Raw genomic sequence first — 11,935 nt, 5'->3', positions numbered from 1 at the left:
ACGGATCACGGGTACGTGCGACGGCGCCGCTGCCGGGCGATCAGGGGGAAAACCGGAGGGTACGCGGACCCTGCGTGCCGGTGGCCGCTAGGCGGCCGAGGACAGCCCCGCCGTCAGATGACGGGGCGACACAGGCAGGTGGCCACGCGGCACAGGTCGACCGCGCGCCGTTTGGTGAGGAGCGTCCCCATGGGGAGGGACACTACCAGCCGGCCGGGCCGGCGCCACCGGGCCGACCAGCATCCGGGACACCGCCGGGGTGGCGGGCCGGCCTCAACCGGCGGAGTTGATCGGCACGTTCCGCGCGTCGGCGGTGACCACCAGGCCCTCCGGCTGCGGCTCCACCTTGCGCACGTTGAGCTGGAACGGCAGCTCCGGCAGGGGCACGTCGATGGAGATGCCCCGGGCGTAGTTGGCCAGCAGCGTCTTCGCGAGCGGCAGGTTGGGCAGGCCCTCGGCGGTCAGGTCGTTGAAGCGCAGCGCCACCTTGCCGTTGGCGACCGTCACGTCGGCGGTGCCGTTGACGGTGAGCTTGGCGCCGAGGATGTCCACCGGCGCGGTGACCGCGAGCTTGCCGTTCCGCTCGCCCAGGGTGAGCCCGGGCCGGTCGAGCAGCTTCGCCAGGCTGTCGTAGGTCACGGTGCCCCGGCCGTCGACGCTCTCGGCCACCACGTCGCCCTGTCCGGAGCGGAGGGTGTCCAGCGACGCCTTGACGTTGCGGGCGTCCACGTCCAGCCGCGGCACGTTCACCGCGTCGCCCTGCACGTTGCCGCGCACGTCGGTCAGCACGATCGAGATGTGCTCGTACTTGCCGGCGAGCACCTGGGTGAGGAACGGGAAGCCGCCCACCTCGACCTGGGGCGCCGCGGACTGCGCGTCCTGCTTGGCGACCTCCTGCTTCACCTGGTCGGCGATGGCCCGCTCGGCGACACCGGCGGCCACCCGGTCGGCGACGACCAGGAGCCCGGCCAGGACCAGCAGCAGGACGACGAAACCGACCAGCACCTTCCGGCCCCGCCGCCGGGGCCGGCCCTCGTTCGCCGGGTACGCCTCTGCCACGCCGCCTCCTGCCCTCGCGCCGAACACCGCGTCTCGCGGCGCAACCGTACTTACCCGACGCGCCGTTTCCCCAACCGCGCGCTCAGAGGAACAGCACGCACATGGCGTACGCGGCCGGCGCGGCGAGCGCGAAGCCGCCCAGCGGGCCCTGCATGTGCCGCGCCACCCACATGGTGGGCGGCTCCCCGGCCATCAGCCGGCCCGCCTCGGCGTAGCCGACGGCGAGGTCGGCCAGCACGGCCGTGCCCGCGGTGACCAGGCCGACCAGCGCGGCGCTGGTCGGGGTGAAGCCGACCAGGTAGCTGCCGAGCACGGCGCTGGTCAGGGTGCCGAGCATGGCGCCGGCGACCACGCCGGCGGCGCCGCGGGGCACCTGCGGGGCGAGCCGGGGCCAGGGGGCCACCGCGTCGGTCAGCCGGGCCACCAGCAGGGCCACCCCGGTGGCGGTGAGGCAGACGGTGATCGCCTGGGTGCCCTTCGGGATCCGGCTGAGCACGATCAGCGTGGCGAACGCGACCACCCCCACCACGATCAGCAGGGTGCTGCCCAGCGAGTCGGTCACCCGGACCCGGTCGACCCGGCGGACGAGCTGGCCGAGCACGCCGAGCACGAAACCGGCGGCGGCCGCGTAGCCGAGGGGGGCCAGGCCGGCGATGTCGGACTGCACGGCCGCGGCGTCGGCGATCCCGGCCGCACCGGCGCTGACCAGCGCGACGACCAGCAGCGCGGGCGGGCGCATGGCCATCGTCCAGGCCAGCACGAAGAGCAGCTGGACGCCGAAGATGATGAACGCGAAGGGCAGCCGGTGCCCCGGGCCGGCGGTCTGCGCGCCGAGCACCAGGCCCACGCCGAGCAGCGCGGCGAAGCCCGCGACGGTCGCTGCGAGCGGGCGGCGCACCGGGACCGGCGGCACCTCCTCCTCGGGCGCCTCGTCGGACTCGTCGTCCGGGCGCCGGCCCGGCCCGCCCTTGCGGAGCCGGCGGGGGCCCTTCCGCTCCCGCCCGTCGTCGTCGGCCGGGCCGGTTCGCGGGGCCGGCGGGTAGCCGCGGGCGGGGCCGGCGGGCCCGCGGGCCGCGTCGTCGGACCACGGGTCACGGCCGGTGTCGGGCGAGGTCGAGGGAAACACGCCCCGATCGTGCCAGACCGGGCCGGCCCGGCCGAGTCACGGTTTCGGCAACGTTAAAACCTGAGCCGCGATCAGGGGCAGATCCGACAAACAGGAAAGGGCACAGAGGTGACGGCCGGGCCATCGGTTACGCTCAAGCCGTTACCCGCCCGTCAGCGACGCCGGGACCCACGCAAATTCTCAGCGCCACCCTCTCGGGAGTGCCGCTGGTCGCGCGCGGCCGCAGAGCCGCCGGGACGGAGGTGATCGTGTGGAGCTCCTGCTGCTGGTGACCGCGCGCGCAGGTGAACCATCGGCGGTGCTGCCGGCGCTCGACCTGCTGCCGCACTCGGTCCGCACCGCGCCGCGCGACGTGCGCACGCTGGTCTCCGGCCCGACCCCGGACGCCGTCCTGGTGGACGCCCGCGCCGAACTGAGCGAGGCCCGCGCCACCTGCCGGATGCTGCACGCCACCGGGCTGGGTGTGCCGCTGGTCGCGGTCGTCACCGAGGCCGGGCTGATCGCGCTGAACGCCGACTGGGGCGTTGACGACGTGATCCTGGCCGGGGCGGGGCCGGCCGAGGTGGAGGCCCGGCTGCGGCTCGCGGTCGGCCGGCTGAGCAACGCGACGGCGGGTGCCGGCGGCTCGATCCGGGCCGGCGAGCTGACCATCGACCCGGACACCTACGCGGCCAAGCTGAAGGGCCGCCCGCTCGACCTCACCTACAAGGAGTTCGAGCTGCTCAAGTTCCTCGCCCAGCACCCGGGCCGGGTGTTCACCCGGGACCAGTTGCTCCGCGAGGTCTGGGGCTATGACTACTTCGGCGGCACCCGCACGGTCGACGTGCACGTCCGCCGGCTGCGCGCCAAGCTCGGCTCGGAGTACGAGTCGATGATCGGCACGGTGCGCCAGGTGGGTTACAAGTTCGTGGTGCCGCCGTCCCGCTCGTTGCCGGAGTCGGAGCCCGCCCCGCTGCCCGTCTGACGGAGGTCCCCGACCCTCCCCCATCGGGGGGCCTTCCGCCGTTATGCCCCTTTTGCCCGCCCAGTCAGACCTACTCTGACTGCCGGATCTGCCGGGCGAAGGGGGCGACGGTGCGTGTGGTGACCACGGAGGCGACGAACGGTCGGGCCCGCTGATGTCGGCCTCGACGCTCCGCGCGGCCGGGATGGTGACGCTGGTGCTGGCCGCGCTGCTCGGCTCGGCCTACGCGCTCGGGCGCAGCCTGGTGCCCGATCAGCCGCACCGGGGCACGGGCGTGGCGGCGAGCGTCCGCGCCCCGCACTACGGCGATCAGCCGCCCAGCACCGACTTCCCCGGCCCGCCGGGCGGCGGTTACGGCGGGCCGAGCCCGGACGCCAGCCCGAGCGCGCCGGACCACACCCCCAAGGCCGACGACAGCGAGGGCCCGTACGGCGCCGAGGTCAGCACCGGCTCGGCCCGGATCGCGCTGACCTTCGACGACGGACCCGACCCACACTGGACGCCGCAGGTGCTCGCCCTGCTCAAGGAGTACGGCGTGAAGGCCACCTTCTGCGTGGTCGGCGAGAACGCGGAGAGCCACCCGGACCTGGTCCGGTCGATCGTGGCCGACGGGCACACCGTCTGCAACCACTCCTGGAACCACGACATCGCCCTGGGCAAGCGCTCGCCGGGCGCGATCCGGGACGACCTGCTGCGCACCAACGACGCGATCCGGGCGGCGGCCCCGGACGCGCGGATCGCATACTTCCGGCAGCCGGGCGGGGCCTGGACGTACCCGGTGGTGTCGGTCAGCGAGGAGATGGGCATGACGCCGCTGCACTGGGCGGTGGACCCGGCGGACTGGCAGGCGCCCGGCGCCGCCCGGATCGCCGAGACCGTGCTGGCGCAGACCAGGCCGGGCTCGATCGTGCTCCTGCACGACGCGGGCGGGGACCGCTCCGGCACGGTCGAGGCGTTGCAGCACCTGCTCCCCGAGCTGCTGAGCCGCTTCCAGCTCGAGGCGCTGCCCACCGGCACCACGTGATCACCGCCACCGTCCGGTGCCCGCGTCCGGCATGATCGGCGGCCCGCCGGCCGCTACGGTGGCGGGATGAGCAGCACCGCGCCGACCGCCGACCGTGTCGCCCGCGCCGACCGGCTGGCGCCGGTCGAGGTCGCCGAGGTGCTGGCGCTGGCCCGCGTCGCCGGCGACGCGGACGGCGCGGACCCGCTCGACGAGCACGTGCTGCTCCGGCTGCGCGACCCGCAGGCGCCCGCCGTGCACCTCACCGCCAGGGCCCCCGACGACACCCTGAGCGGGTACGCCCACCTCGACACCACCGACCCCGCGGACGGGATCGGGGTGGAGCTGGTGGTGCATCCGGCGTACCGGCGGCGCGGCACCGGCCGGGCCCTCGTCCGGGGCGTGCTGGCCGCCGCCGCCGGGCCGCTGCGGGCCTGGGCGCACGGCGACCACCCGTCGGCCGCCGCCCTCGCGGTCGACCTGGGCTTCACCCGAGCCCGGGTGCTCTGGCAACTGCGCCGCCCGCTGACCGCCGCCCTGCCCGAGCCCACCCTGCCCGACGGGGTACGGCTGCGCGCGTTCCGCCCCGGCCAGGACGACGACGCCTGGCTGGCGGTCAACAACGCCGCCTTCGCCCACCACCCCGAGCAGGGCCGATGGACCGCCGCCGACCTGCGGGTACGCCTCGCCGAGCCGTGGTTCGACCCGGCCGGCTTCCTGCTCGCGGAGGACTCGGCCACCGGCCGGCTGCTCGGCTTCCACTGGACCAAGGTGCACGAGCGCCCGGGCTCGGCCCGGATCGGCGAGGTCTACGTGCTCGGCGTGGACCCGTCCGCGCACCGCGGGGGCCTCGGCCGGGCGCTCACCACCGCCGGCCTGGCCTACCTGCGGGACCAGCGCGGGCTGGACCGGGTGATGCTCTACGTGGACGACTCCAACGCCGCCGCGGTGGCCCTCTACGAGCGGCTCGGCTTCGCCCGCTGGTCGGGACACGTCAACTACCACCTCGGCTGACGGCTCGACGCCACCTTCTCCGCCCCCTCGGGTAAGCGGTCACGGCCGCGTCACGTGGTGGACTCGGCCGGATAACGGCTGCCCGGAAAAATCGTACTATTAGCGATAGTGGGCCGCGAGTTCACGAATTGGACAACCGGCCCTCAGGCTACGGCCACCCGGCCTGCCGCGCCTGTTCATCTTCCGTTCACTTCCGACCGGCAAACCGTCTACCTGGCACTTCTACCTTTCCTTTCAGCCGGTCAGCGCCGGCGCCCGGGAGACCGGGCGACCTGACAAAGACGTGAAGGGAACCCCTCAGGTGAAGCTCCAGCGGCACGGCGCCATTGCCTGCCTCGCTCTTACCGCGGTGCTCGGTCTCAGCGCCTGTGGCTCGGACAACAACGAGCCGACCGGCACCTCCGCCTCCGGCTCCGCTGCCGCCGTCGACTGCGGCAAGGGCACGCTGAACGCGCAGGGCTCCTCCGCGCAGAAGAACGCCATGGCCGAGTGGATCAAGGCGTACCAGCAGAAGTGCGCCGGCACCACGATCAACTACGAGCCCACCGGCTCGGGCGCCGGCATCCAGGCCTTCATCGCCGGCACCGCCGACTTCGCCGGCTCCGACTCCGCGCTCAAGCCGGAGGAGCAGCCGCAGGCGGACGCCAAGTGCGCCGGCGGCCAGGCCCTCAACCTGCCGATGGTCATCGGCCCGGTGGCGATCGTCTACAACGTCAGCGGCGCGGACAACCTCCAGTTCAGCCCGGCCACCCTGGCGAAGATCTTCGCCGGCAAGGTGACCAAGTGGGACGACGCGGCGATCAAGGCCGACAACCCGGACGCCAAGCTTCCGTCGACCGCGATCCAGGCGGTGCACCGCTCCGACGAGTCGGGCACCACCGACAACTTCACCAAGTACCTGTCGAAGACCGCCGAGTCCGACTGGACCTTCAGCAACGCCAAGGCCTGGAAGGCCCCGGGCGGCGTCGGCGCGGCCAAGTCCGACGGCGTGGCCGCCAAGGTCAAGAGCACCGACGGCACCATCAGCTACGTCGAGTGGTCGTACGCCGAGAACGGCGGCCTGAAGATGGCCAAGGTCAAGAACGGTGCCGGTGAGTTCACCGAGCTGACCGGTGAGTCGGCCGGCAAGACCATCGCCGGGGCCAAGTTCGAGGGCCAGGGCAACGACCTCAAGATGTCGATCGACTACAACACCACGGAGGCCGGGGCGTACCCGATCGTCCTGGCGACCTACGAGATCGTCTGCAGCAAGGGCCTCGCCGCCGACAAGCTGCCCCTGGTCAAGGGCCTGCTGAGCCACGCCGCCAGCGCCGAGGGCCAGCAGGAGCTGGTCGAGCTGGGCTACGCCCCGCTGCCCGAGACCGTCCGCGCCAAGGTCGAGACCGCGGTCAAGAGCCTCTCCTGACCCGCTGACCGACACACCTCCACTACCCCGAAGCGAGCGAGCAGATGGGTGACACCCCTCACCGCTCGGCGCACGCCGGCACCGGCGGGACCCACGTGGCCACGAGCCACGAGTGGCCCGCCGGTGCCTCGGCGCGTGTGGCCGAGCCCTCCGGCATCCCTGGCATGCCCGAAAACGGACTGGGGGGCGGCGGCGGGCTGCCCCGGGCCCGGGCCTTCGGCGCGGAACGGGCGTTCCGCGGCCTGACCCTGGCGGCCGGCACCACCGTCCTGGTGGTCATCGCGGCCATCGCGATCTTCCTGATCGCCAAGGCCGTGCCGGCCCTGCGGGCGAACAGCGAGTCCTTCTGGACCTTCGAGGGCTGGTTCCCGAACGACGACCCGCCGAAGTTCGGCATCGGCGCGCTCGCCTTCGGCACCGTCCTGAGCTCGCTGCTGGCGCTGCTCATCGCGGTGCCGGTCGCGCTGGGCATCGCCCTCTACCTGTCGCACTACGCGCCGCGCCGGCTGGGCAACGCCCTCGGCTTCCTGATCGACCTGCTGGCCGCCGTGCCGAGCGTGGTCTTCGGGCTCTGGGGCCGGGACTACTTCGCCCAGCCGGTCGCCGACCTGTCGGCCTGGCTGAACCGGTACTTCGGCTGGATCCCGATCTTCGGCGAGGGCCCGTACGGGAACTCGATCCTGCTCGGCTCGGTGGTGCTGGCGATCATGGTGCTGCCGATCGTCACCTCGCTCTCCCGCGAGGTGTTCCGGCAGACCCCGACCGCCAACGAGGAGGCCGCCCTCGCGCTGGGCGCCACCCGCTGGGAGATGGTCCGCACCGCCGTCCTGCCCTACGGCCGGCCGGGCGTGATCGCCGCCGTGATGCTGGGCCTGGGCCGGGCGCTCGGCGAGACCATCGCCCTGGCGCTGACCCTCGGCTCCACGTACGCCATCTCGTTCAACGTCCTGCAGAGCGGTGGCAACTCGATCGCCGCGAACATCGCGAACCGGTTCGCCGAGGCGAACGACACCGGCCGGGGCGCGCTCATCGCCTCCGGCCTCGTGCTCTTCGCGATCACGCTGATCGTCAACATCACCGCCCGGGCGATCATCTACCGCCGCCGCGAGTTCACGGAGTCTGCGGCGTGAGCGCGAGGAGTGAGCCGGGGTTGCGAGCCCCGCAGTCGCGAACTGAAGGAAGCCCAGCATGACCTCCACCGTCACCTCCCACCGCCCGCAGCCACCGGCCCAGCCGGTCACGCTGCGGGCCAAGCGGCTTCCCGCGTACGCCGCGCCCCTCGTCGCCGTCGTGGCCCTGCTGGCCTCGGCCGGCATCGTGTACGGCGCCGGCATCGGCGGCCCGGTCCTGGTCGTGGTCGTCGGCGCGCTGCTCTACCTGGCCGGGCTCTTCGCCGCCGCGAACGCGGTGGAGGGCCGCCGGGCCGCCCGCAACCGGACCTGGAGCGCACTCATCCACTCCGCCTTCGTGCTGGCGGTGCTGCCGCTGGCCTCGGTGGTGTGGACCCTGGTCAGCAAGGGCGCCGAGCGGCTGGACGGCAACTTCTTCGGCACCTCGATGAACAACATCGGGGCCCGGGACGCCAACGGCGGCGCCTACCACGCAATCGTGGGCACCCTGGAGCAGGTCGGCATCGCCACGCTGATCACCGTCCCGCTCGGCGTGCTCTGCGCGATCTACGTGGTCGAGTACGGCCGGGGCCGGTTCGCCTTCACCATCCGCTTCTTCGTGGACGTGATGACCGGCATCCCGTCGATCGTGACCGGCCTGTTCGTACTGGCCTTCTGGGTGCTGATCGTCTCGCCGTGGTTCAACGACGGCCGGCCGGGCTTCTCCGGCTTCGCCGCCGCGCTGGCGCTGAGCGTGCTCATGCTCCCCACCGTGGTCCGCTCCACCGAGGAGATGCTCCGCCTCGTGCCGGCCCCGCTGCGCGAGGGCGCGTACGCCCTCGGCGTGCCGAAGTGGAAGACCATCCTGCGGGTCGTGCTGCCGACCGCGCTGCCCGGCATCGTCACCGGCATCATGCTCGCCATCGCGCGGGCGGCCGGCGAGACCGCGCCGGTGCTGCTCGTGGCCGGCGGCGGCGCCGCGATCAACTTCAACCCGTTCGAGAACAACCAGTCGTCGCTGGCTCTCTTCGTCTACCAGCAGGCCGGCGAGGCCTCGAAGTACTCGCCGGCGCGGGCGTGGACCGCGGCGCTGACCCTGGTCGCCCTCGTCCTCATCCTGACCGTCGCGGCGAAGTTGCTGGCCCGTCGCAACCGGCTCGGCCGATGAACCCCGGAGGTACCACCACCATGGCCAAGCGCATCGAAGCCACCGACGTCACCGCCTACTACGGCGGGTTCAAGGCGATCGAGAACATCAGCCTCACCGTCGAGCCGAAGACGGTGACCGCCCTGATCGGCCCGTCCGGCTGCGGCAAGTCCACCTTCCTGCGGTCGATCAACCGGATGCACGAGGTGCTCCCGGGGGCCCGGGTCGAGGGCAGCCTGACCATCGACAATCAGGACATCTACGACCGGGACGTCGACGTCACCGCGGTCCGCCGGATGATCGGCATGGTCTTCCAGCGGCCGAACCCGTTCCCCACCATGAGCATCTTCGAGAACGTGGTGGCCGGTCTGCGGCTCAACGGCGTCCGGCGCAAGTCGATCCTGGAGGAGGCGGCCGAGAAGGCGCTCCGCTCGGCGAACCTCTGGGACGAGGTGAAGGACCGGCTCGGCAAGCCCGGCGCCGGCCTCTCCGGCGGTCAGCAGCAGCGGCTCTGCATCGCCCGGACCATCGCGGTCGAGCCGCAGGTGGTGCTCATGGACGAGCCCTGCTCGGCGCTCGACCCGATCTCCACGCTGGCCATCGAGGACCTGATGTTCCAGCTCAAGGACAAGTTCACCATCATCATCGTCACGCACAACATGCAGCAGGCCGCCCGGGTGTCGGACCGGACCGCCTTCTTCTCCATCGAGAAGACCGGCGACCCGGGCCGGCTCATCGAGTACGACAACACCCAGAAGATCTTCAGCAACCCGAGCCAGAAGAAGACCGAGGACTACATCACCGGCCGCTTCGGCTGAGCCGCTGACAACCCGGTCCGCGAGGGCCCCGGTCGATCCCGACCGGGGCCCTCGGCGTGTCCGGCGCACCGGCTCCGCTCAGCGCAGCGCGGCGAAGAACCGCCGCAGGTCCGCCGCCAGCAGGTCAGGCACCTGGTGGGCCGCGAAGTGCCCGCCCCGGTCGTAGGTGTGCCAGGAGACGATGTTCTTGTGGTCGCGCTCGGCGAGCGTGCGGATCGACTGGAAGTCCCAGGCGAAGTTGGCCAGGCCGAGCGGCACCGTGGTCGGCTCCGGCGCGGTCGCGCCCCGGCCGTTGACCTTCTGCGTCGGGTGCACCACCTCGGCGTCCTCGTAGTAGTAGCGGGCCGCGGACGCGGCGGTGTTGGTCAGCCAGTAGATGGTCGTGTTGGTGAGCACGTGGTCGACGTCGAGCTGATCCCCCATGAGCTGGCCCAGCCAGCCGAGCAGGCCCACGGGCGAGTCGGCCAGCGCGTGCGCGACGTTCTGCGGCTCGGTCGAGTGCAGCTTGTCGTAGCCGCCGCGCCGCTGCACGAACCAGTCGGCGAACGCCACCTTGCCCCGCTCCTCCTCGGTGAGCGCCGCCAACTCGGCGGGGTCACCGGAGGGCAGGGAGAAGACCTGCGTGACGTGCACCCCGAGCACGTGCTCCGGGTCGGCCCGGCCCACCTCGGGGGAGACGAACGCGCCGAGGTCGTTGCCGGCCGTGCCGTAGCGCTCGTAGCCGAGGCGGCGCATCAGCTCGGCCCAGGCGCGGGCCACCCGGAAACGGTTCCAGCCACGCTCCCGGGTCGGCCCGGAGAAGCCGAAGCCGGGCACCGACGGGATCACCAGGTGGAAGGCGTCGGACGGGTCACCGCCGTGCGCCCGCGGGTCGGTCAGCGGACCGATCACGTCCAGCCACTCGGCGACCGTGCCGGGCCAGCCGTGGGTGAGGATCAGCGGCGTGGCGTCCGGCTCCGGCGAGCGGACGTGCAGGAAGTGGATGCGCTGCCCGTCGATCTCGGTGGTGAACTGCGGGTACGCGTTGAGCCGCGCCTCCCACTCCCGCCAGTCGTACGCCGTGCGCCAGCGCTCGGCCAGCCGCCGCACCCAGCTCAGCGGGACGCCGTACTCCCAGCCGGGCGGGATCGGGCCGGCGGGCGCGGCCGGGTCGGGGTCGGCGGGCAGTTCCTCGGCCCAGCGGGTCCGGGCCAGCCGGTCGGCGAGGTCGTCCAGGTCGGCCTGCGGGACGTCGATACGGAACGGGACGATCGCGGTGTTCTCAGCCATGCTCATGAGCGTAGAGATTGATTAGGAACACTTCGTTCCTAATGGCCTGGCAGAATCCGCAGGATGTTGGAGACCTCGGCGCGGCTGCTGCGCCTGCTGTCGCTGTTGCAGACCCCGCGCGACTGGACCGGCGCCGAACTCGCCGAGCGCCTGGCGGTGAGCACCCGGACCGTGCGCAACGACGTGGAGCGGCTGCGTGCGCTCGGCTACCCGGTGCACGGCACCCGGGGCGCCGTGGGCGGCTACCGGCTCGGCGCCGGGGCGGCCCTGCCCCCGCTGCTCCTCGACGACGAGGAGGCGGTGGCGGTGGCCGTCGGGCTGCGGACCGCCGCCGGCGGAAGCGTCGCCGGCATCGAGGAGACCTCGCTGCGCGCGCTGGCCAAGCTGGAGCAGGTGCTGCCCCACCGGCTGCGCCGCCGGGTCACCGCCCTGCACACGCACACCGTCCGGGTGCCGCACGACCAGCCCGGCCCGACCGTGGACGCCGAGACGCTCAGCGTGATCGGGGCCGCCTGCCGGGACCGGGAACGGCTGCGGTTCGACTACGTCCGGCACGACGGGACCGCCGACCGGCGGGACGTCGAGCCGTACCGGCTGGTCAACTGGGGGCGACGCTGGTACCTGGTGGCCTTCGACCCGGCCCGGGACGACTGGCGCACCTTCCGGGTGGACCGGATCAGTCCGCGTACCCCGACCGGCCCCCGGTTCGCGGCCCGCGACCTGCCCGGGGACGTGGTGGACCGGGTCCGGCACGGCGTCTCCTCGGCCGCCTGGCGGCACCGGGCCCGGGTCCGCGTGCACGCCCCCGCCGAGGTGGTGGCCGACCGGATCAACCCGGCCGTCGGCACCGTCGAGCCGGCCGGCGACGCGACCTGCCTCCTGCACACCGGCGCCGACCGGCTGGAGACCATAGCGGTCTGGCTCGGCCTGCTCGACCTCGACTTCACCGTCGAGGACCCGCCCGAACTGGCCGACCTGCTGCGCACCCTCGCGGCCCGCTACCTCCGCGCCGCCGGCTGAG

At 73.0% G+C, this 11,935-nt stretch carries 12 protein-coding genes; 8 read left to right on the top strand and 4 right to left on the bottom strand.

Annotated elements, in window-relative coordinates:
• Nucleotides 1–113 precede the first annotated feature (113 nt).
• The 3 genes from ABZV78_RS05695 to ABZV78_RS05685 form a co-directional block, all read right to left on the bottom strand.
• The gene (locus ABZV78_RS05695) at nucleotides 114–191 is read right to left on the bottom strand and encodes an Ms5788A family Cys-rich leader peptide (RefSeq protein ID WP_311202345.1); all 78 of its coding nucleotides are present in this window, start codon (nucleotides 189–191) and stop codon (nucleotides 114–116) included.
• A gap of 82 nt (nucleotides 192–273) precedes the next feature.
• Complete coding sequence (locus tag ABZV78_RS05690) at nucleotides 274–1,059, bottom strand: DUF2993 domain-containing protein (RefSeq protein WP_355635619.1); 786 nt, start codon at nucleotides 1,057–1,059, stop codon at nucleotides 274–276.
• A gap of 82 nt (nucleotides 1,060–1,141) precedes the next feature.
• The gene (locus ABZV78_RS05685) at nucleotides 1,142–2,185 is read right to left on the bottom strand and encodes a hypothetical protein (protein ID WP_355635617.1); all 1,044 of its coding nucleotides are present in this window, start codon (nucleotides 2,183–2,185) and stop codon (nucleotides 1,142–1,144) included.
• Nucleotides 2,186–2,435: 250 nt separating this feature from the next.
• On the opposite strand from ABZV78_RS05685, the gene ABZV78_RS05680 reads away from it, so the two are divergent.
• The 7 genes from ABZV78_RS05680 (at nucleotide 2,436) to pstB (ending at nucleotide 9,645) form a co-directional block, all read left to right on the top strand.
• Nucleotides 2,436–3,149, top strand: coding sequence for a response regulator transcription factor (locus tag ABZV78_RS05680; RefSeq protein WP_091267462.1), 714 nt, complete (start codon nucleotides 2,436–2,438; stop codon nucleotides 3,147–3,149).
• Nucleotides 3,150–3,303: 154 nt separating this feature from the next.
• Nucleotides 3,304–4,173, top strand: a complete 870-nt coding sequence (locus ABZV78_RS05675) for a polysaccharide deacetylase family protein (protein WP_355635615.1) — start codon at nucleotides 3,304–3,306, stop codon at nucleotides 4,171–4,173.
• A gap of 66 nt (nucleotides 4,174–4,239) precedes the next feature.
• Nucleotides 4,240–5,166: a mycothiol synthase gene (gene mshD, locus ABZV78_RS05670; RefSeq protein ID WP_355635613.1), complete on the top strand. Its 927-nt coding sequence runs from the start codon at nucleotides 4,240–4,242 to the stop codon at nucleotides 5,164–5,166.
• Nucleotides 5,167–5,467: 301 nt separating this feature from the next.
• Complete coding sequence (gene pstS / locus ABZV78_RS05665) at nucleotides 5,468–6,571, top strand: phosphate ABC transporter substrate-binding protein PstS (RefSeq protein ID WP_355635611.1); 1,104 nt, start codon at nucleotides 5,468–5,470, stop codon at nucleotides 6,569–6,571.
• Nucleotides 6,572–6,615: 44 nt separating this feature from the next.
• The gene (gene pstC, locus ABZV78_RS05660) at nucleotides 6,616–7,701 is read left to right on the top strand and encodes a phosphate ABC transporter permease subunit PstC (RefSeq protein WP_355635609.1); all 1,086 of its coding nucleotides are present in this window, start codon (nucleotides 6,616–6,618) and stop codon (nucleotides 7,699–7,701) included.
• Between the two features lie 58 nt (nucleotides 7,702–7,759).
• Complete coding sequence (pstA, locus tag ABZV78_RS05655) at nucleotides 7,760–8,848, top strand: phosphate ABC transporter permease PstA (RefSeq protein WP_355635607.1); 1,089 nt, start codon at nucleotides 7,760–7,762, stop codon at nucleotides 8,846–8,848.
• 20 nt (nucleotides 8,849–8,868) lie between these two features.
• The gene (pstB, locus tag ABZV78_RS05650) at nucleotides 8,869–9,645 is read left to right on the top strand and encodes a phosphate ABC transporter ATP-binding protein PstB (protein WP_091317434.1); all 777 of its coding nucleotides are present in this window, start codon (nucleotides 8,869–8,871) and stop codon (nucleotides 9,643–9,645) included.
• A 78-nt stretch (nucleotides 9,646–9,723) separates the two neighbouring features.
• Here pstB and ABZV78_RS05645 read toward each other — a convergent pair whose 3' ends face one another.
• On the bottom strand, nucleotides 9,724–10,914 hold the full coding sequence (locus ABZV78_RS05645) for an epoxide hydrolase family protein (protein WP_355635605.1): 1,191 nt from the start codon (nucleotides 10,912–10,914) through the stop codon (nucleotides 9,724–9,726).
• A 63-nt stretch (nucleotides 10,915–10,977) separates the two neighbouring features.
• Here ABZV78_RS05645 and ABZV78_RS05640 point away from each other — a divergent pair, with 63 nt between their 5' ends.
• Entirely contained in the window at nucleotides 10,978–11,934 is a 957-nt protein-coding gene (locus ABZV78_RS05640; protein WP_355635603.1) for a YafY family protein, read from the top strand.
• The last annotated feature ends 1 nt before the right edge of the window (nucleotide 11,935 follow it).

Source organism: Micromonospora sp. NPDC004540 (genome assembly GCF_040610095.1).
Lineage (GTDB): Bacteria > Actinomycetota > Actinomycetes > Mycobacteriales > Micromonosporaceae > Micromonospora.
The sequence above is the reverse complement of the archived record's forward strand: the minus strand, read 5'-3'. Positions and strand labels throughout refer to the sequence as shown.